Below are 19,500 nucleotides of genomic sequence, written 5' to 3' on the forward strand. Positions count from 1 at the left end.
ATGTCAGGCCGAAACCCACTTCGGAAGAAATTTTCAGATTTGCTTGCATTTCTGTAAGAGATTGCCCAAAGTGGGCATGTCGGCATCTCCCACAACCACGGGAGTGCCGCATGACATCGACGTCACGCGACGTGTCCTCAGCACCGAGGGCACTTCGAAGGGCGTTCCCCCCGAAGTAACGGCAGCCCACGACGTGCCAGGCAGCTGCCACCGTCCGAGAGGAACATCATGCGAAACCGCCCCGTCCGCCTCGCATCCACAGCAGGCATTCTCGTCGCTGGGCTCGCTGTCGCGGGCTGTGCCCCCGCCGCGTCCAGCGGTGAAGCCGAGAGCGATGTCACGCTCACGATCTGGTCGTGGCAGGCTTCCTCCTCGCCCAAGTGGGAGGCCGTCTTCGACAAGTACGAAGAGTCCCACCCCGGGGTCACGATCCAGTTCGAAGGCTTCCAGCCGACCGAGTACAACCAGATCCTGGCGACCGGTCTCGAGGGGAGCGATGGGCCGGACATCGCCATGCTCCGCGCGTACGGCGGCATCCAGCCGGCGATCCAGTCGGAGCAGATCGTGCCGATCGACGACATCGTCGACGGACTCGATCAGTTCGATCCGACCGTGCTGCGGGCAGCTCAGGGCAAGGACGACGGGAAGACCTATGGGGTCCCGTTCGCGTACCAGACGATGCAGATGTTCTACAACAAGACCATGTTCGACGAGATGGGTCTCGAGGAGCCCACCGACTGGGACGAGTTCATCGACCTGCAGGAGACCTTGCTGAAAGAGGGCGTGACCCCGATGGCACTCGGTGCCCGCGAGGACTGGGTGCTGCCGATGTTCCACGACATCATGGGCTCGGCGAACTACGGCGGATCCGAGTTCGAGGAGAAGGTGCTCGCCGGCGACATCGACTTCACCGACCCGACGTACGTGTCGTCGCTGCAGATCGTCAAGGACATGCAGAAGTACCTCGACAAGAACGTCAACGCGATCGCCGTCGCCGACGCCGTGCTGCAGTTCACCTCGGGGCAGGCGGCCCAGTGGCCCGGTGGATCGTTCGATCTGCCGACGTTCCAGAACTCCGCGCCCGACACGGAATGGGGCGTGTACGAGGTGCCCCCGGCCCCCGGCAGCGCTCTGGACCATGCGGTCACCCCGGGCTACGCCGACGGCAGCTTCGGCATCAACGCCTCCAGCGAGAACCAGGAGGCGGCGGCAGAGCTGCTGAACTGGATGACGACCTCGGAATTCGGTCAGCTCGTCGCCGATGAGGTGGACCAGTTCTCCGCCCTCCCCGGAGTGAAGTACTCCGACCCGCTCATGCAGGAGATGAACGAGCAGTACACCGCCAACCCGGCGCCGTACCTGCTGCTCGTCGACTTCCGCTACGGCGACCCGACCGGAACCGCGGTCCTGGGCCCGGACATCCAGGCGATGTTCCTCGGCGACAAGACGCCGGAGCAGCTCGGTGCCGACCTGCAGTCCGGGGTCTCCACCTGGTTCACCCCTGGTTCCTGATCCGAACACGAGGGGGCGTCGATCCGGCGCCCCCTCGCGGAGTGAAAGACACACCATGGCACTGACCATCCCCGTCCGGCGCGACCCCGCGAAGCGCGAGGGCACGAAGCGACGCACACGCGCAGGCATCGCCCTGTCCACCCCGACGGCCACCCTGTTCGTGCTGCCGGCCGCCGTGCTGTTCGCCGTGCTCATCCTCTATCCGATGCTCGCTGCGCTCAGCTATTCGTTCTTCGACTGGCAGGGCACGAAGCAGGGCGGTTTCGCAGGGGTCGCGAACTACATCACCCTCCTCACGAAGGAGCCCTACGCCTCCGAGCTGTGGAACGCCTTCGGGCACAACCTGCTGCTGTTCGCGGGTGCGCTGGTCTTCCAGAACTCGCTCGGCCTCGGTATCGCCACCCTGCTGCACCGCCGCAAGCGCACCAAGCGCTTCTTCCAGACGATCTTCGCGCTGCCCTACCTGGTGAGCCCCATGGTCATCGGCTACCTGTGGTCGCTCATGCTCTCGCCGCTGTTCGGCCCGGTGAATGCGATCCTCCGCGGTGTGGGCCTCGAGAGCCTCGCCCTTCCCTGGCTCGGCGACCCGCAGCTCGCGATCTGGGTGATCGTGCTCGTGAGCGCCTGGCAGTGGATCGGCTTCCCGATCCTGCTGTACGGCGCCGCCCTCGGCGGGATCCCGGAGGAGATCGAAGAGGCCGCCTCGCTCGACGGGGCGACCGCGGCGAAGCGTTTCCGCTACATCACGCTGCCCATGCTCACGCCCACGATCGGCATCATCACGGTGCTCACCTTCATCGGCAGCATGGAGGCGATGGCCATTCCATTCGCGCTCGCCGGCTCGAACGGGGCGCCCGCCGGGTCGACCGACGTCATGATGCTCCTCTTCTACCGGACCGCCTTCGAATCGGGGAACCCGAACTCGATCGGCGTCTCCTCCGCGCTCGCGACCGTCCTGTTCATCTTCATCATGGTGATCTCGGTCGTGATCACCTCGACGATGCGTCGCGCTGAACGAAAGCTGTTCTGATGAGCACTGCCCTCGACACCCGTCCGGAGCCCACCACCGAAGCGATCGTCTCCGGTCGTTCCTCCGCCTCACGCCGCCGCTCCAGCCGTACCGCCGATGCCCCGTTCATCGGGCGGTTGTTCGCGAACGTGTTCCTCTGGGGCTACGCGCTCGTCGCCATCGGCCCGCTGCTGCTGATGGTCAACAACTCGTTGCGCACACAGCAGCAGATCGCGACCGAGCCGCTCGGACTCCCGGTCCCGCCGACGTTCACGAGCTTCCAGAGCGCGTGGATCACCGCGTCGTTCGACACCTACTTCCTCAACTCGATCACCGTCACCGTCGGCTCGGTCATCGTCACGACCGTCGTCTCGGTGCTCGCCGCGTACGCGTTCGCGAGGGCTCGGGCGAAGTTCTTCCGTGGCATCGAGGCGGTCTTCCTGTCCGGGCTCATGCTGCCGGTGCACCTGGCGATCCTGCCGCTGTTCTACCTGCTCGACTCGCTCAAGATGACGAGCAACGTGTTCAGCCTGATCCTCGTCTACGGAGCCCTCGGCATTCCGTTCACGACGTTCGTGCTGACGGTCTTCTTCCGCGCGTTGCCGATCGAACTCGAAGAGGCGGCGCGCATCGACGGCGCCGGTCCGTTCCGCACCTTCGTGCAGATCCTGCTGCCGCTCGTGCGTCCGGCGCTCGCGACCGTGATCGTCTTCCGCTTCGTGCCGGTGTGGAACGACTTCTTCTACCCGCTGATCCTGCTGCGCGACCGGGACTCGTACACCCTTCCCGTCGGACTCACCCGCTTCTTCGGCGAGTACTCCACCGACTGGCCGCAGCTGTTCGCCGGGCTCACGATCGCGACGATCCCGCTCATCGTGCTGTTCCTGCTTGCGACCAAGCAGATCATCAACGGACTCACCTCCGGCATGAGCAAGTGACGGGAGAGCGGCCGTGGTGAACGGGGCGCCGGGGTCGGCGTGGGCCTCCCTGCGCACGACGCCGGGGCGGGGAGTCGACGAGCTGCTGATCCTCGGCACCGCGGCCCACGACGATCGGACGCCTCTGAACGAGCGGCACCTGTTCGATCTCGCGTCGCTCACGAAGGTCTTCACCGCAGTCGCCGCACTGCGGCTCGTCGACCAGGGCAGGGTCGACCCCGACGCGCCCGTCGCGCCGGTCCTGGATGCCGGTTCGGGTGAGGGCGCTGGACGCATCACCCTCCGCCACCTCCTCACGCACAGCTCAGGGCTGCCGGCCGAGGGACGCGAGTGGCGGGACGGGATCCGCGGCGATGAGTTGCGCGCGCGGGTGCTGCAGCGACCGCTCGGATATGAACCCGGTGGTGGTCACCTCTACTCCGACGTCGGGTTCATCGCCGCAGGGGAGTACCTGGAGCGCGTAGAGGGGAGACCCCTCGCCGAGCTGTGGGCGGAGGTGGCGACGGCCATCGGCGCGGGGTCGCTGACATCGTCGCCCGATCCGCGCGAGGCCGTGGCGACGGAGGATCAGCCGCACCGCGGTCCGGTGCGCGGAGACGTGCATGACGAGCTGGCGCACGCGCTCGAACGCCCGGCGGGTCACGCCGGGCTGTTCGGGTCGGTGCACGACGTCGCCGCATTGGCGCGGATGATCCGTGAGGACGGGCAGGGGCCGCGGGAGCGCGTGCTGTCCACGGACTCCACGCGCGCACTCCGCGTGCCGACCGTGCGTGCCGATGCCGGTTACGGCCAGGCGATCGGGTTGCGGGTACGGGACGAGTCGTGGATGTCCGGCATCGACGCGGTGGGGCATACCGGATTCACGGGCACATGCTTCGCCGTCCACACCGGTTCCGGCGGCTTCGGTGTGCTGCTCGTCAACCGCGTGCATCCATCGCGTGAAGACGCCGACATCGCCGCCGTCCGTCGCGCCTTCCTCGCACCGCTCGCGTCCTGAACCTCAGTCCGTGCGCAGTGGACGCAGCGTGCGCGCGTAGTCCTCCTTCAGCACGGCGAGGTGCAGCCAGGCCTCGATGCGCGTCACCCCCGGCAGCGCGCGCAGCCGCTCGAGGCTGGCGTACAGCGCCCCCGCCGAGGGCTCGACCAGCGTGGCCACGGCGTCGAACCGGCCGAGCGTGCGGGCGGCGAAGTCCACACCGCGCCCCCTTCGCAGTTCGTCGATCACGGCCTCGTCGTCGTCGCCGAGCGTCATGCCCACCCCCATCGACAGCTGCCGGTGGGCGAGCCCGCGCGCCTCGACCGCGCTGATCTTGATCACCCCGGCGTCGATCAGCCGCTGCACCCTGGTCGCGACGGCCGAGGGCGACAGGCGCACCTCCTCGCCGAGCGCGCGGAAGCTCTTGCGTCCGTCGGCCTGCAGCTGTTCGATCAGCGCCTCATCGATCGTGTCGAGGGTGACACCGCCGTGGTACTCCGAGACGAAGAAGCCCTTGATCACGGTCGAGTAGATGATCGTGCTGATGTCGAGCACGCCGTCGATCGCACGGATCAGGGCCAGCAGGTCGTGCAGCTCCGACATCGAGCCCACGCGCACCTCGGTGACCACGTCGTGCGCCCCGCCGACGGCCGACACCAGCACGGTCTCGCTCATGTCGCGCAGGTGCTCTGCTACGAGCTCGACCGAGCCGTCGGTGCGGATGGAGACGTGGGCGAGCACGTGCTGACCGAGAAAGACCGGGTCGACGGCGGCGACGACCCGCACCGTGCGGTCGGCGAGCATCGTGCGCAGCCGCGCGGCGACGGCGGCCCGAGACTGCCCGAGTCGCTGTGCCAGCGAGAGGATGCTGGCGCGACCGTCTTCCTGCAGCGCACGGATGAGTTCGGCGTCGAAATCCATGGTTCCGCTCGATTCGGTCAGTTTCCCGCGATCGCACGCTTCGTGGTGCGTAAAGCCAGTGTAGGAGCCTTCTCAGCGACCGGGTAGGCGCGCATTGCACGAATGCGCGATCATATATTCAGTGAATCCGCGTTATCACTGGAGTTCTGTGCTTGCTGGCCGGGCCGCACGTCCGTAGCATCCTTCGCTATCCGACATCTTCCGCAAAGGAGCGGGCACCCCATGACCACTACCCCCACCAGCGGCACCCACAGCCGGGCGCGACGCGCCGGCATCGCCGCCTTCGTCGGTACCACCATCGAGTGGTACGACTTCTACGTCTACGCGACCGCCGCGGCGCTCGTCTTCGGTCCGCTGTTCTTCCCGAGCGGCGACCGGCTGGCCGAGACCGCAGCGGCCTTCGCGACCTTCGCCGTCGCCTTCCTCGTCCGCCCGCTGGGTGGCATCATCTTCGGCCACATCGGCGACAAGCTCGGTCGGCGCACGTCGCTGGTCATCACGCTGGTGATGATGGGCGCGGCCACGGTTCTCGTCGGCTGCCTGCCGACCTACGAGAACATCGGCATCCTCGCCCCGATCCTGCTGATCCTGCTCCGTGCGGTGCAGGGGCTCGCCGTCGGCGGCGAGTGGGGCGGTGCGGTGCTCATGAGCGTCGAGCACGCCCCCGAGAAGTCCAAGACCTTCTACGGCGGCTTCACGCAGCTCGGCAACCCGGCCGGCGCGCTGCTCGCCTCTGGCATCTTCGCGATCATGACCCGCATGGGCGACGACTTCATCATCAACGGCGGCTGGCGCATCCCGTTCCTGCTGTCGATCGTGCTGGTCGGCGTCGGCTTCTGGGTGCGTTACCGCGTCGAGGAGACCCCTGTCTTCGAGGCGAAGGTCGAGGGGCGCAAGCAGTCGATGCCGTTGGCCTTCGCGCTGCGCACCAACTGGCGTCCGATCCTCCTCGGCATCGGCATCCTGCCCATCTCGACCGGCGGCTACTACCTGGCCACCACCTTCGCCACGGCGTACGCCACCGGTGACACGGTCGCCATCAGCGAGCAGGTGATCCTGGACGCCATGACGATCGCCTCCTTCGTGGAGTTCGTGGTGACCCTCCCCGTCGCCTGGCTGGGCGACAAGTGGGGCCGCAAGAACGTCATGTACATCGGTCTGATCACCTCGGTGCTGACCTTCGTGCCGTTCCTGCTGATCCTGCCGGGGCGCGTGGAACCGCTCATCTTCCTGTTCGCCTCGCTGGTGCGCATCGCGATGAGCGCGACGTACGCGCCGATCGCTGCTCTGCTCTCGCAGATGTTCCGCCCGCAGGCCCGCTACACCTCGATCGCGCTGTCCTACGGCGTCGGCGCGGCGGTCTGGGCCGGCTTCTCGCCCTGGTTCGCGACGCAGCTCATCGCCTGGACCGGAAGCATCTGGTCGGTGATCGCGATGTTCATCGGCATGGCCGTCATCGCCGGCATCTGCACGCGCCTCGCACCGCAGCACTCCGACGAGGCCCCCGTCACCGCCTCCTTCACCGCCCGCACCGACACGACCGCGAACAGGCTGCCATGAGAAAGCTCACCCCCTTCGACCGCTCGGCCCAGACGGCACCCGTCCTTCTGACCGCGCACACGATCCACACGGCGGATGCCGCCGCTACGACGGCCACGGCGATGCTGACCGACCGTGGGCGGATCCTCGCGATCGGCACCCCCGCCGAGTGCGAGGCGGCGGCCGAACGGGGTGGGCTCTCTCCGGAGCGCATCGACCTCGGCGACGCCGTCGTCGTCCCGGGCTTCGTCGACGCCCATGCGCATCCGCTCATGTTCGGGCAGATGATGAGCTGGGTCGACTGCGGGCCGGAGAAGGCCGGGAGCATCCCCGAGATCGTGGCCCTGCTGAAGGCGGCGGCCGCCGCCCTCCCTGAGGGGCGCCCCGTGCGCGGCTACGGCTACGAACAGCGCAACCTCGCCGAGAAGCGGCACCCCACCCGTTTCGAGCTCGACGAGGTCGCGGCCGATCGCGAGGTGTACCTCATGAACGCGTCGGGTCACGGCGGCGTCGTGAACTCGCACACCCTCACCGTCAACGGCGTCGATCGGGACACCCCGAACCCCGACGGCGGCGAGTTCTTCCGCGACGCGGAGGGCGAGCTGACCGGAGAGCTCTCGGATGCCGCGTGCAACATCCTCACGGGTGTGCACGGCGTGAAGATCGGTCACCACGGTCCGAACTTCCACTTGGCCGATGAGCCGGAGGAGCACCTGCGCCAGCTGGATGCGGCGACGCAGCGCTTCCTCGCAGGCGGGGTCACCTCGATCGGCGACGCCCAGGTCACGCGTCGGGAGTTCGACATGTACCTGCGCCTGGCCGAGGCCGGACGCCTGGAACTGCGCGTGTCGATGTACCTGCTCTCGCACCTGCTCGACGAGGCCCTCGAGATGGGACTCGTCGGCCAGTTCGGCAACGCCCACCTGAGCTTCGCGGGCATCAAGTTCTACGCCGACGGCACGCTCGGCGGCTGGACCGCGTACTTCCCCGACGGCTACGTGGGCGACCCGTGCCGCACCGGCCAGCTGTACCACGAGCCCGCGGAGTACGCCGGCCTCATCCGCAAGGCGCACGCCGCCGGTCTCCAGACCGCCACGCACGCGCAGTCGCCCACCGCGATCGAGATGGTCGTGTCGGCGATCGAGGCCGCGCTCGCCGAGCATCCGGATGCGGACGCCCGGCACCGCATCGAGCACTGCGGGCTGCCGACCCCCGAGCAGATCGGGCGGATGGCCGCCTCGGGCATCCGCCCGGTCAACCAGACCCAGCACTACTTCAACTGGGGCGAGGGCGTCGAGGAGGCCATCGGCACTCCGGGCGAGCGCTTCAACCCGCTGGGCGAGTTCGAGCGTGCGGGCGTGCCCTTCACGATCTCCTCCGACGCGCCGGTCGCCGAGCCCATCCCGCTCGAGGCCATCCAGACCGCCGTCACCCGCGTCACCCGCCGCGGGCACAAGCTCGGCCCCGACGATCTGCGCGTCTCCGCGCTCGCAGCCCTGCGCGCCCACACGATCGAGGGCGCCGTGTCGATCGGGCGCGAAGACGACCTGGGCTCGCTCGAGGTCGGCAAGTACGCCGACTTCGCGGTGCTCTCCGGCGACCCGCTGGCTGTTCCCGCCGAGGAGATCTCGGCGATCACGGTGCGCGAGACCTGGGTCGACGGCGTTCGCCGTCACCGGGTGTGAGGATGATCCGATGAACTCCGAGCAGTACACCGACACCGCCGGCCGCGCGGTGCTGGAGACGATCCGCGCCTACGGCGTGACCGCGATCTTCGGCATTCCCGGCACCCACAACCTCGAGCTCTACCGGCCGCTCGCCGACCTCGGCATCCGCGCGGTGACGAACCGCCACGAGCAGGGATCCGGCTACGGTGCCGACGGCTGGGCGCAGCAGACGGGTCTCCCCGGCGTCGTCATCACGACCTCAGGCCCCGGTCTGCAGAACGCGATGAGCGCGATCGGCACGGCGTTCTGCGAGTCGCGACCGCTCATCGTCCTCTCGCCCGGTGTGCCGCTCGGCGCGGAGTTCGCCGACGTGGGCACGCTGCACGAGACGAAGGATGCCACGGCCATGGTCGGCGCGATCGCCGAGTGGTCGCGCCGCGTGACCAGCGCCGCCGAGGCGGTCGATGCCGTGCACGATGCGTTCGCCCTGTTCCGCACCGGTCGCCCTCGTCCCGTGCACATCGAGATCCCCCTCGACGTGCTGGAGGCGCCGGCCGGGGTTCCCGCCGAGGCGCGGCGGCCGCGTCCGGTCCCCGCGCGGATCTCCGGCGATCCGCAGGCGCTGGCCGAGGCCGCACGCCTGTTGGCCGGAGCGAAGACCCCGGTGATCGTGGCGGGTGGCGGAGCGGTGGATGCCGCGCACGAGGTCACGGTCGTCGCCGAGCGCCTCGGCGCGCCGGTGCTGACGACCCTGAACGGCAAGGGCGTGGTGGATGAGCGGCATCCGCTCGCGCTCGGCTCGAACCTGCGTCTCGCCGCGGCGCGCACGGTCGCAGAGGACGCGGACGTGCTGCTCGTGGTCGGCTCGAAGCTCGGTGAGGCCGAGCTCTGGGCACCGCGACTCGAGGCGCGAGGATCCGTGATCCGCATCGACATCTCGCCGGCGCAGCGCGACAAGAACCTCGCAGCGACGGTCGGGATCGCCGGCGACGCGGCCGCGGTTCTGGAAGCGCTGCTCGCGCTCCTCCCCGCAGAGACCCGCCCGCCGCGTGAGCTGACCGCAGAACGCGCCGCGATCGCCGCCGAGATGCGGGAGACCGCCCCCGAGACGGTCGCGCTGGCCGAGATCATCGCCGACGCCCTGCCCGACGACGCGATCGTCGCCGGCGACTCGTCCCAGATCGTCTACATGGCGCTGGGCAGCGTGCTGGCGTCGGCGCATCCGCACTCCCTGCTCTACACCCCCACCTACGCGACCCTCGGCTACGGCCTGCCCGCGGCGATCGGCGCACGGGTCGCGCAGACCGAGCATCCGGTCGTGACCGTGATCGGCGACGGCGCGCTGATGTTCTGCGTGAACGAGCTGGTCACGGCGATCGAGCAGCGTCTCGACCTCACGATCGTGTGCGTCGACAACGGCGGCTACGCCGAGATCCGGCAGAACGAGCTCGACAGGGGGATGACCCCGATCGGCGTCGACCTGGTGCAGCCCGACTGGGCGGCCCTCGCCACGGCCTTCGGCGCGACCGGGCGGCGGGTGGAGAACCGCGATGACATCGCCTCCAGCATCCGCGCCGCGATCGCCGACGGGGGAGTGCAGCTGGTGCACCTCCCGCAGAACGCCCTCTGACCTCCAGCCGCTGGAACTCTCCCTCACCCCGACGAACAGGAACGAGCAATGACCGAGAACGTGGGCCCCATCGACGCGTCCGTGAACCCCCGCTACTCCGGCATCGCCACCTTCGCGCGCCTGCCGCGGATCGAAGACGTGCCGCGCGCCGACATCGCCGTCGTCGGCATCCCCTTCGACTCCGGCGTGAGCTACCGGCCGGGCACGCGGTTCGGTCCGTCGCATGTGCGCGAGTCGTCGCGACTGCTGCGCCCGTACAACCCTGCGCAGGACGTGTCGCCGTTCGCGATCGCGCAGGTGGTGGATGCCGGTGACATCCCGGTCAACCCGTTCGACCTCACCGAGGCCGTGAGCGAGGTCGAGCGCGCGGCACTGGCCCTCGGCGAGCAGGTGCAGCGCATCGTCACGATCGGTGGCGACCACACCGTCGCGCTGCCGCTGCTGCGGGCTGTCGCCGCGAAGCACGGCCCGGTCGCTGTGCTGCACTTCGACGCCCACCTCGACACGTGGGACACCTACTTCGGGGCGCCCATCACGCACGGCACACCCTTCCGTCGCGCGAGCGAGGAGGGGCTGATCGACCTCACCGCGAGCTGCCACGTCGGCACCCGCGGACCCCTGTACTCGAAGCAGGATCTCGAAGACGACGAGCGCCTCGGCTTCTCCATCGTGTCGAGCGAGTACATCGAGGAGCACGGCGTCGAGGCCGGTATCGCCCGCATCCTGCAGCGCATCGGCGACAAGCCGCTGTACGTGTCGATCGACATCGACGTGCTCGACCCCGCCCACGCGCCCGGCACCGGCACACCCGAAGCGGGCGGGCTGACCAGCCGCGAACTGCTGCGCATCCTGCGCGCCCTGTCCTCGCAGAACATCGTCGGCGCGGATGTGGTCGAGGTCTCGCCCGCCTACGACCACGCGCAGATGACCGGCATCGCCGCGAGCCACGTGGTCTACGAGCTCGTGTGCCTGCTGGCAGCCCGCGTGGGGTCTGACTCTCAGTAAAGCGCGGCGAGGAGCTCGGCGAACAGCTCCTCGGCGTCGCATTCGACACGGCGGCGGGTGAACCAGTCGCAGATGTTCACGCAGTCGCGATGCAGCAGATCGAGCCCCTGCGGGTTCGCGATGATGTCGACGATCTGCGGCAGGTCGATCACGCGCACCCGCCCCTCGTGCACGAGCAGGTTGTAGGCCGAGAGGTCGCCGTGGGCGAACCCCGCCGCCGCGAAGATGCGCATCAGGTCGACGACCTGCGCGTAGAACCCCTGCAGCTCGGTGCGGTCGCCGCGGGTCTGGGCGAGGCGGGGTGCGGCCGTGCCGTCGGCGTCGCCGAGGAACTCCATCAGCACCTCGGTGCCGTTGACCTGCACGGGATACGGCACCGGGGCCCCGAGCTCCCACATCCGGCACAGCGCCTCGAACTCGGCGAACGACCACTGCGCGGCGGCCACCTCCCGGCCGTGGTCCGACTTCTTGACGAGGGCGCGCGCGTCGCGGGTGTTCCGGATGCTGCGCCCCTCTGTGTAGACGGATGACCGGTGGAAGCTGCGATGCTCCGTGCTGCGATAGCGCTTCGCTGCGAGGAGGGTGTGCCGGCTCGGGTCGCCCGGCACGCCGCGTTCGAGCAGGAACACGTCGGCCTCCTTGCCGGTCTTGAGGATTCCGCGCTCGGTGTCGAGTGCGCCGGCCGAGGTCACCACCCATGCCGGCCACGGCTCGGGGCCGCGCTCGGACGGGGTGATCGCCGGCCACGTGGACCAGCGCTGGCCCTCGCCGGGGTCGACGTCGGCGAAGGCGAGCTCGGTTTCGAGGGAATCGAATGCGGCGGCGTCGAACGAGGGTGTGTCGAACGAGGGTGCGTCGAAGGACGCGGCTTCCGAGGAAGCGAAGGGATCAGACAAGATGTGGCTCCGGGAGCAGGAGGCCACACCAGGATCAGGAGCGGGTGGCCTCGAAGGGAAGGTGGTCGGCGGAGAGCGCGACAAAGACGGTGTTCATGTCCTCGGCTCCTTCCGCTCGGGCTTCCCGGGCCGGTCCCGGTGCGTCGTCGAGCCTAGGGCGTCGATGCGCCGCTGTCCACAGGCGGGGGTCAGCCTCCGACGGGCGGGGTGAGGCGGATGAGCACTCCGTCGCCCTCGCCGCCGGTCGCGACCACCCACGACCCACCCGTCCACGCGGCGGCGTTCGCGCCGCACAGGAACGGCAGCGGATGCTGTCCGGCGGCGTCGCCGAGACGGAGGGCGTCGTCGCGGCGGAGGATGTCACCGTTCGAGGTCTCGGCGCAGTGCAGGCGGCGTTCGACCGCCGTCCGCGCGTCGGGGGAGCCGCCGACGATCACACCCTGAACGTCGCTCTGCTCCAGCTCTCCGCCCCACCACAGCGCCGTGCCGTCGGGAGCGACGGCGACGAGGGGGTGCTCAGCGACCTGCCGATCCCGACTCAGCTCGGTGCCGTCGGCCGCGAGCACGATCCGTGCGGAGGGGGTCGCCAGATACACCCGTCCCGCGCTGTCGACGTCGATGCCGATCGGTGGGATGCCGGGTCGAGCGCTCGGCGCCTCGTCGAGTGCGACCGGGCCGCTGTGCAGCAGGGTCCGTGTCCCGCTCTCGAGATCCACGCGCAGCACCTCGTAGTCGAGGTAGGCGTCGGGAGGGCGCGGCTGGTAGCGCACCACGATGGCGTCGCCGTCGTGCACGGCCACATCGCCGAACTCGAAGTCCCCGTAGTCGAAGTCGCCCTGGTCGCCCACGACATCGCCCGGCAGGTCCCTCATCGTCATGGTGGTGGTGTCGAGCACCGAGATCATCGGCATCACGTGGGCGCGGTCGCCCTGCAGCACGACGAGCTCGGTGGCCGAGAGCGGAGCCATCGCCCCGATCCGCGAGACCGGGGCGCCGGGATCGGTGTCGAACCTCGCGAGCGTCTCGCCATCAGCGCCGACGTGCAGCCACGATCCGGAAGATGTGGCCCAGAACCCGCCTGCGCCGTCGGCCGACAGCACGTGCATCCCGTACGACAGGTCGGTCGGGGGCCCGGCGGGGGCGGCCTCCGGTCCGGAACCGACGAAGGAGCTCTGGAACGAGATCGGTTCGAGAGCCCAGTCGTCCGGGCCGGCGGCGCGCTGCCCGGTGCATCCGGAGGTGAGCACGACCGCCGCGACAGCGGCGGCACCGCACAGCAGGCGCGCCCGTCTCCGTCTCCGATCCCGCATACTGACACTCTGCAAGCTCGGGCTGGGAACCGACCGGGAGCACGTCGGACGAATGGTCGGATGCCGCGGACGACCGGTCGGGCGACGGCCTCCGGGTGCTGCGAACGTGGAACCATGACCACGACAGCGCCCGTTCCCACCATGCCGCCCTCCGCGGCGTCCCGCATCCGCTACGGCGGACTCATCGTGCTGATGCTGATGGGCTTCCTGCTGGTCACGGCCGAGTTCCTCCCCAACGGCGTGCTCACCGAGATGGCCGACGGGCTGGGGGTCACTCCGGGTCAGGCCGGACAGACCGTGACCGTGACGGCGCTGGTCGGACTCATCGTCGCGCCGACCGTCGGACTCATGTTCCCGCGGCTGGATCGGCGGTCGCTGCTGGTGTGGATGGCGCTCGCCGCCGCCGTGTCGAACCTGATCGTGGCGATCGCGCCGAACCTGATCATCGTGCTGCTGGCGCGGTTCCTGCTGGGTGCCGCCATCAGCGCCTTCTGGGCGATGTCGATCACGGTCGCTGCGCGCCTGGCGGGACCGGAGAATCTCGGACGCGGTGTCATGTTCACCTCGGCGGGAGTGTCGCTGGCGACCGTGGCCGGTGTGCCGTTGGGTGTCATGCTGAGCGAACTCGTCGACTGGCGGATGGTCTTCGCCATCGTGGGCGTGCTGATGGTCGTGCTCGCGGTGGTGCTGCGGTTCGCGCTGCCGTCGGTGCCGGCCGAGCGGGCGTCGAGCCTGCGCCTGCTCGTCGACACGCTGCGCCGCCCCGGCATCGGTCTCGGCATGGTCGGCCACGTGCTCGTCGTGCTCGGGCACTTCCTCGCCTACACGTACGTGCGGCTCGCGCTGGAGCGGATCCCCGAGGTCGACGCCTCGACCATCGTCGTGCTGCTCGCGCTGTTCGGCGTCGGCGGCCTCCTCGGCAACATCACGATCGGGCTCGTGATCGACCGCACGTTCGCCTTCTTCGCGGTGTTCGCGCCGCTCGTGATCGCCGTGTCCGTGATGTCGATGATCCTGTTCTCCGGGTCGATCGTGGGTGTCGGCATCGTCGTGCTGGTGTGGGGCTTCTTCTTCTCGTCCTGGCTGATCGTGGCGAACACGTGGGTCGGACACCGGATGCCGGATCGGCTCGAAGCCGGCGGCAGTCTCGTCGTCGTGGGGTTCCAGGGGGCGATCACCCTCGCGGCCGGCATCGGCGGACTGCTCGTGGACACCCTGAACGTCGAGCTGGTCTACGTGATCGGGGCGATCGCGCTGCTCGCCGGCGCGGTGCTGTTCGGCGCGTCCAACCGCGTCAGCAGCAGGGCCTGAAAGGCCGAGATCCTCAGGCCGAGATCCTCAGGCCGAGATCGGCGTGCGGTTCGCCAGACGCCACGACGAGGGGGTCTGCCCGGTGCGGCGGCGGAAGGCCCGGCTGAACCCCTCGTCGGAGGCGTAGCCCAGCTCGCGGGAGATGTCCGAGACGCTTCGCCCAGCCTCGAGCATCCGCTTGGCCGCGTCGACGCGCACCTCGGTGACGTAGTCGGCGGGGGAGCGGCCGACGGTGCTGCGGAACCGTTCGGCGAAGGTCGAGCGCGACATGGCGCCGATGCCGGCGAGGCGCTCCACCGTCCAGTCCCGACCCGGTTCCTCGCGGATGGCGTCGACGACGCGGTCGAGGAACGGGTCGTTCGACAGCGAGGGCCAGCCCGTCGGGGCACAGCCGTTCGCAGCCCAGGCGCGGATGACCGACAGCAGCACGGTCGTCGCCATCATGCGGCAGATGATGGGGTCGCCCTGGCGGGCGGGCATCACCGTGTCGCCGAGCACCCCCATGTTCAGCGCCAGGGCGGCGGCGGCGGGCTCCACGGCGTCGAACCCGGTGACGGTGAGGAACGGCGGCAGCAGGGCGGGCAGCGGCGAGGCCGCATCGGCGAGCTCGATGTCGGCGATCATCAGGCTCGTGTCGTCCCGCGCTTCGAGCACGAACGGCGAACGGCCGAGGGTCAGGAACGCGTCGCCCGCCACGAGCAGGTCATGGCGGGCCTTCGTGTCGACCCTGAGTCGCTGCGAGTCGGGATCGACGTCGAGGCGGCAGCCGTCTCCGAGCGGAGGATGCCCCTGCACAGCGCCCTCGGCGATGTAGACCAGGGTGATGGTGTCGGCGGGGATCGGCAGCAGCGCTCCCGCAGCTACCGAGGTGCGACGGCCGATGCCGACGCGCAGGTCGACCGCACCGAGCACGTTCGAGAGCGCGTCCGCATCCACTGTCACCATGCCTTCGGCAACGTCGTCGCGCGGCGTGCTATTCCGCCGTCGGCCCCGTCGATGTGCGAAACGGGTCGCGTCGTGCTGGCGGACTCAACCATTCGGTTGATTCGAAGGGGGTGACCGCCGGATACGGTGGAGGGACACCACCCGAGGAGTACCGTGTTCCGCACCCCCGACCGACTGTTCCGAGTTCTCGCGATCGCGGAGGCGATCACCTGGACGATCCTGATCGCCGCGATCATCGCCCGTGCCGTCGGCGCCCCCGGAGTCGTGGTGACCGTGGGTGGAGGCATCCACGGGTTCATCTTCCTGAGCTACGCGGCGACGGCGATCCTGGTCGCGCTGAACCAGCGCTGGCATGTCGGTGTAGGTGTTCTCGCCGTCGCCAGCGCCGTCATCCCGTACGCGACGATCCCGACCGAGATCTGGCTGCACCGCACCGGGCGGCTCACCGGGGCCTGGCGTCTCGAGGCGACCGACGACCCGCGCGATCGCCGCTGGTACGACCGGCTGATGCGGTGGTTCCTGCAGCGGCCGTGGGTTCTCGCGCTGCTTCTGGTCGTCGGCATCGTCGCGCTGTACGTCATCCTGCTGCTGGTGGGTCCTCCCGGCGGCAAGTGACGCCCGGCGGGGTCTGCTCCCTCGCCGGGTTCAGGGCGTGACGACGACCGCGTTCTCCTCGTTGATCGCAGCCAGCGTCGCCTCCGCATCCGCGGCGGTGCAGTCCACGACCACCGACAGGCCCACCCCGGTCTGCGTGAACGCACGCGCGGCCATGAGCCAGGTGCGGCTGCCGTCCACGCCGACGACCTGGCGCGTCTCGACGCCTCCGTTGCCGCCCGCCATGTAGCTGAACTCGCCGGTCGTGGCGAGCGGGGTGACCTCGCTGGTCGGAGTCTGCAGCAGCACACCGAGGATCGCGTCGGACGAGGCGCTGTCGTCTCCGGCGACCACGGGAACGTCGGTCGTGTACCCCTGCCAGAACCGTGCCGTGCAGGTGCCGTCGACCGTGCCGTACGTCCAGCCGCCGTTGCCGTCGTCGGGCGAGACGATCTTCCAGCCCTCGTCGACCACGAGCCCGTCGCCCCATTCGATGTAGGTGTCGCTCGCGAGGTCGAGGCCTTCGGCGAAGGTCAGGGTCGAGCCGGACCGCTCGTCGCTCGGCGCATCGGTCTCCGGGCTCGACGAGGGGGCGCCGGTGGGTGACCCCGCCGGGATCTGCGCGTACAGGCATCCGCTCAGTGACAGCACGGCCACAGCGGCGATCGCGGTGCTGGCCAGGCGCAGGGGGATCGAGAAGGAGGTGCGCGTCATGCCGGTCAGCCTAGTCCCGGACCGTCATCGTCTCCGGTCCACGGTTCCACCCCGGCCGACTGATCAGTGGGCGCTGACGACGCCGATCGAGTCGTGCACGATGACCGTCGCGACCCGAGCGCCGGCACCCGCCGCGACGATGAGCTGCTGCGGACCGGGTGTCGCGGCGTCGCCCGCGGCGTAGAGCCCCGGCACATCGGTGCGACCGGAGCGGTCCGTGCGCAGATGCCCGGCGTGATCAAGCGTGGGCGCGATCCCGTCGAGGAACGTCAGCGCGTTCTCCCACTCGGGCCGCACGAAACCGCCGTCGACCGGGACCGATGTGCCGTCGGCCAGACGGATGGCGTCGAGGCTTCCCCGCTCACCCACGAGCTCGACGATCGTCTCGCGACGCACGTCGATGCCGGAGGCGGCGAGCTCCGCCTCCTCGTCCGCGGTCACGACGTCCGCCCCGTGCGTGAACACGGTGAGGCTCTCGGTCCAGCGTCCGATGAGTCGCGCGCGGTCGGCGATGTCGGGCGTCTCGCCGATCAGGGCGAGGCGGCGGCCCTGCAGCTCCCACGCATCGCAGGTGGCGCAGCTGAACAGGCTCATGCCGTAGTACCCGCGCAGGTTCGGGACATCGGGGAGCGTCTCACGCAGCCCGGTGGCCAGCAGCACCGCCCTGGCCGTGACGGTGGTCTCGGTATCCCGCCGGCCGATGTCCGCCGCGAACACACCTCGATCGCCGTGCGGTCCCGTCCCCTCTCCGTCCGTCTGCCGGAGGGCGGTGACGCGCGTCCGCGATCGCACCTCCACGTTCGGATAGGCCGCGAGCTCTTCTCTGGCGAGGCGCCGCAGCTCGTGCGGCGGGATGCCGTCGCGGGTCAGGAACCCGTGCGATCGCAGCGTCGCCGCATTGCGCGGACGATCGGCGTCGATCACCAGCACGCGTGCGAGCGCGCGGCCGAGGTTGAGGGCGGCGGAGAGACCGGCCGGTCCGCCGCCCACGATGAGCACGTCGTAGTCGGCACGCTCGTTCATGTCCGCCATCGGTGATGTCATCCGCACGGTCCTTCCGAGAAAGGGGCGGATCCATCGCGCGGCGTCTGCCGGGGCGACACCGCCGGGCGGCCGCTAAGGCTCGCCTTACTCTCATTTTGCCACTGTTCGACGCTGTCTCGGTCGGTTCGACGGTGTCTCGGGCACCCGAGGCCAGGGACCCGTGCTCGCTAGGATCCCCCTATGCGGCTCCGTGCCATCGACCTCGTCGACGTCCTGATGTACCTGATCGTGCTCGGCACGTTCAGTCAGCTGTTCCCCGCGGTCATCTCCGAGACGTTCCTGCTGTCGCTTCTGACGGCGATCCTCCTGAAGATCGTCCTCGAGGCCGTCGTCTGGGTGAAGGGGAGGGCGATCGCCCACATCCGATCCGACGGCACGGCGGCCAGGCGAGCGGTCGGTGTCGTCGTGCTGCTGCTGATCCTCCCCGGCAGCAAGTTCCTCGTGCTGGAGCTGGTGGACGTCGTGTTCGGAGATGCCGTCCAACTCGGCGGGTTCTTCCTGGTGACCCTGCTGATCGTCGTCCTGATGCTCGCGCGCGGCGCCGCGCGACGGCTCCTCTCGCCAGCGCCGACCGTCGAGAGCGCCGCCTGAGCGCGAAGGGCTCGGTGCGCTCAGCTGCGACGGACGGGCTGCTGCAGCTCGGTGACCCAATCGGACTGGTCCTCGGAGACCGCGCGCACATACAGCTCGCGACACGGGCCGTCGTGCACCAGGCCCCGCGCGAAGATCTCGGTGTGGATCGCGTGCCAGCTCTCGGCGATGTGCTCCATCGATCCGAGATGGATGCCGCACACGGCCTCCGTCGCCGCGGGGAGCTCGACGATCTCGAAGCCCTCGCGCGCGGGGCCGCTGTACGTGTAGCCCGCGATGACCTGCAGCCCGTCGTCGAGAGTCTCGTACTGGGCGATCGGGGTGGCCAGGGAGTGCGTGTCGCCGATGATCTCGGCCACGGCGTCGAACGCGGGCCCGACCACTCCGGCGACGGCCGGCTGGTCGGCCACGACCGTGCGGATGGCAGCGAGGCGCACGGCGGGGAGGGGCTTGTCGATGATCTCGATCTGGGACATGTGCTTCTCTCTCTCGATGAGGTGGAGGCGCCTCTCCACGTCGACGAGTCTCTCCGCGGCGATCCGATGCTCCTGCTCGACTTCTGCGCGACGGATCCTCAGCAGGGCGGCGATGCGTTCGGCATCGACGCCGCGTTCGAGGATCGCCGAGACGTCATCGAGACCGAAACCCAGCTGGCGCAGGGCGACGATCCGGTGCAGCCGTTCCAGCTGCGAGGGATCGTAGGAGCGGTATCCGGTGAACTCGTCCACGTGGGCGGGCTCGAGCAGGCCGGCCGTGTCCCAATGCCGGAGCATCCGGTGGGTCACCTGGCCGATCTGCGCGAACGCTCCGATGGACAACATGTCTCAGTTCTCCCGTCTGCCACTGTGTCAGAGTCAAGTATCGCGTCGATGCGGGCGCCCTGCGGCGTCGCGCGCTG

Annotated in this window: 18 protein-coding genes; 11 read left to right on the forward strand and 7 right to left on the reverse strand. The window is 69.4% G+C overall.

The window, feature by feature from the left end; all coding sequences use genetic code 11:
- Positions 1–228 precede the first annotated feature (228 nt).
- From F6W70_RS00740 to F6W70_RS00755, 4 genes are read left to right on the forward strand one after another with little or no spacing between them, the layout of a single operon-like run.
- Positions 229–1,512, forward strand: a complete 1,284-nt coding sequence (locus tag F6W70_RS00740; RefSeq protein ID WP_055866357.1) for an ABC transporter substrate-binding protein — start codon at positions 229–231, stop codon at positions 1,510–1,512.
- A gap of 55 nt (positions 1,513–1,567) precedes the next feature.
- Positions 1,568–2,542: a carbohydrate ABC transporter permease gene (locus F6W70_RS00745; protein WP_055866355.1), complete on the forward strand. Its 975-nt coding sequence runs from the start codon at positions 1,568–1,570 to the stop codon at positions 2,540–2,542.
- The gene (locus F6W70_RS00750) at positions 2,542–3,459 is read left to right on the forward strand and encodes a carbohydrate ABC transporter permease (RefSeq protein ID WP_151485654.1); all 918 of its coding nucleotides are present in this window, start codon (positions 2,542–2,544) and stop codon (positions 3,457–3,459) included. Before F6W70_RS00745 ends, F6W70_RS00750 begins: the two co-directional genes overlap by 1 nt.
- A gap of 13 nt (positions 3,460–3,472) precedes the next feature.
- On the forward strand, positions 3,473–4,456 hold the full coding sequence (locus tag F6W70_RS00755) for a serine hydrolase domain-containing protein (protein WP_151485655.1): 984 nt from the start codon (positions 3,473–3,475) through the stop codon (positions 4,454–4,456).
- A gap of 3 nt (positions 4,457–4,459) precedes the next feature.
- Here the strand turns inward: F6W70_RS00755 and F6W70_RS00760 are convergent, their stop codons facing one another.
- Entirely contained in the window at positions 4,460–5,356 is an 897-nt protein-coding gene (locus F6W70_RS00760; protein WP_017829669.1) for an Lrp/AsnC family transcriptional regulator, read from the reverse strand.
- A 222-nt stretch (positions 5,357–5,578) separates the two neighbouring features.
- Between F6W70_RS00760 and F6W70_RS00765 the strand changes: the two genes are divergently transcribed.
- Genes F6W70_RS00765 through speB form a run of 4 tightly spaced genes read left to right on the forward strand, consistent with a single transcriptional unit; the run spans position 5,579 to position 11,197 of the window.
- The gene (locus F6W70_RS00765; protein ID WP_055874885.1) at positions 5,579–6,916 is read left to right on the forward strand and encodes an MFS transporter; all 1,338 of its coding nucleotides are present in this window, start codon (positions 5,579–5,581) and stop codon (positions 6,914–6,916) included.
- Positions 6,913–8,580 (forward strand): amidohydrolase, encoded by a 1,668-nt coding sequence (locus F6W70_RS00770; protein WP_055874882.1) that lies wholly within the window; start codon positions 6,913–6,915, stop codon positions 8,578–8,580. Before F6W70_RS00765 ends, F6W70_RS00770 begins: the two co-directional genes overlap by 4 nt.
- Before the next feature lie 10 nt (positions 8,581–8,590).
- Entirely contained in the window at positions 8,591–10,192 is a 1,602-nt protein-coding gene (locus F6W70_RS00775; protein WP_151485656.1) for a thiamine pyrophosphate-binding protein, read from the forward strand.
- A gap of 48 nt (positions 10,193–10,240) precedes the next feature.
- Complete coding sequence (speB, locus tag F6W70_RS00780) at positions 10,241–11,197, forward strand: agmatinase (protein WP_017829665.1); 957 nt, start codon at positions 10,241–10,243, stop codon at positions 11,195–11,197.
- Here the strand turns inward: speB and F6W70_RS00785 are convergent.
- Together F6W70_RS00785 and F6W70_RS00790 are read right to left on the reverse strand one after the other, a co-directional pair.
- Positions 11,191–12,093 (reverse strand): serine protein kinase RIO, encoded by a 903-nt coding sequence (locus F6W70_RS00785; protein WP_151485657.1) that lies wholly within the window; start codon positions 12,091–12,093, stop codon positions 11,191–11,193. The two genes, speB and F6W70_RS00785, sit on opposite strands and share 7 nt — an antisense overlap.
- A 188-nt stretch (positions 12,094–12,281) precedes the next feature.
- Positions 12,282–13,403, reverse strand: coding sequence for a hypothetical protein (locus F6W70_RS00790; protein WP_151485658.1), 1,122 nt, complete (start codon positions 13,401–13,403; stop codon positions 12,282–12,284).
- A gap of 114 nt (positions 13,404–13,517) precedes the next feature.
- Between F6W70_RS00790 and F6W70_RS00795 the strand changes: the two genes are divergently transcribed.
- Complete coding sequence (locus tag F6W70_RS00795) at positions 13,518–14,714, forward strand: MFS transporter (RefSeq protein ID WP_151485659.1); 1,197 nt, start codon at positions 13,518–13,520, stop codon at positions 14,712–14,714.
- A gap of 27 nt (positions 14,715–14,741) precedes the next feature.
- On the opposite strand, the gene F6W70_RS00800 is transcribed toward F6W70_RS00795, so the two are convergent.
- A complete protein-coding gene (locus F6W70_RS00800; RefSeq protein ID WP_151485660.1) occupies positions 14,742–15,659 on the reverse strand; it encodes a helix-turn-helix domain-containing protein in 918 nt (305 codons plus the stop codon).
- Between the two features lie 153 nt (positions 15,660–15,812).
- On the opposite strand from F6W70_RS00800, the gene F6W70_RS00805 reads away from it, so the two are divergent.
- Entirely contained in the window at positions 15,813–16,274 is a 462-nt protein-coding gene (locus F6W70_RS00805; protein ID WP_017829660.1) for a DUF3817 domain-containing protein, read from the forward strand.
- Between the two features lie 30 nt (positions 16,275–16,304).
- On the opposite strand, the gene F6W70_RS00810 is transcribed toward F6W70_RS00805, so the two are convergent.
- Both F6W70_RS00810 and F6W70_RS00815 read right to left on the reverse strand, forming a co-directional pair.
- The gene (locus F6W70_RS00810) at positions 16,305–16,967 is read right to left on the reverse strand and encodes a hypothetical protein (protein ID WP_151485661.1); all 663 of its coding nucleotides are present in this window, start codon (positions 16,965–16,967) and stop codon (positions 16,305–16,307) included.
- Positions 16,968–17,030: 63 nt separating this feature from the next.
- Positions 17,031–18,011, reverse strand: coding sequence for an NAD(P)/FAD-dependent oxidoreductase (locus tag F6W70_RS00815; protein WP_318278766.1), 981 nt, complete (start codon positions 18,009–18,011; stop codon positions 17,031–17,033).
- Positions 18,012–18,191: 180 nt separating this feature from the next.
- Here F6W70_RS00815 and F6W70_RS00820 point away from each other — a divergent pair, with 180 nt between their 5' ends.
- A complete protein-coding gene (locus F6W70_RS00820; RefSeq protein WP_055866330.1) occupies positions 18,192–18,602 on the forward strand; it encodes a hypothetical protein in 411 nt (136 codons plus the stop codon).
- Positions 18,603–18,622: 20 nt separating this feature from the next.
- Here the strand turns inward: F6W70_RS00820 and F6W70_RS00825 are convergent, their stop codons facing one another.
- Entirely contained in the window at positions 18,623–19,423 is an 801-nt protein-coding gene (locus tag F6W70_RS00825; RefSeq protein WP_127483159.1) for a MerR family transcriptional regulator, read from the reverse strand.
- Positions 19,424–19,500 lie beyond the last annotated feature (77 nt).

Source organism: Microbacterium maritypicum, assembly GCF_008868125.1.
GTDB lineage: Bacteria > Actinomycetota > Actinomycetes > Actinomycetales > Microbacteriaceae > Microbacterium > Microbacterium maritypicum.